Origin of the sequence: Leifsonia sp. SIMBA_070, assembly GCF_046534635.1 — a bacterium.
In the GTDB taxonomy this organism is placed as follows: Bacteria; Actinomycetota; Actinomycetes; order Actinomycetales; family Microbacteriaceae; genus Leifsonia.
On sequence record NZ_JAWRYK010000298.1, the window covers coordinates 1 to 270 of the forward strand.

General features: G+C 64.8%; 1 protein-coding gene. It reads left to right on the forward strand.

Translation table 11 applies throughout. The features are described from left to right. Positions 1-270 (forward strand): oligonucleotide/oligosaccharide-binding fold domain-containing protein (locus SB754_RS20430; RefSeq protein WP_410784188.1); only part of this gene is annotated, 270 nt, incomplete at both ends.

Below are 270 nucleotides of genomic sequence, written 5' to 3' on the forward strand. Positions count from 1 at the left end.
GTACGACCAGCGCAAGCGGGAGTACTCCGGTGCCCGGGGCACCCGGTTTGCGGTCTTCCCCGGCTCCGCCCTGTTCAAGAAGACACCGGATTGGGTGATGGCCGCCGAACTGGTGGAAACGTCCCGGCTCTGGGCGAGGGTGGCCGCGAAATTTGATCCGCTGTGGGTGGAGGAAGTGGCTCCCCACCTGATCAAGCGCAGTTACAGCGAGCCGCACTGGTCCAAGAGCCGCGGCTCGGTGATGGCCTACGAAAAGGTCACGCTCTACGG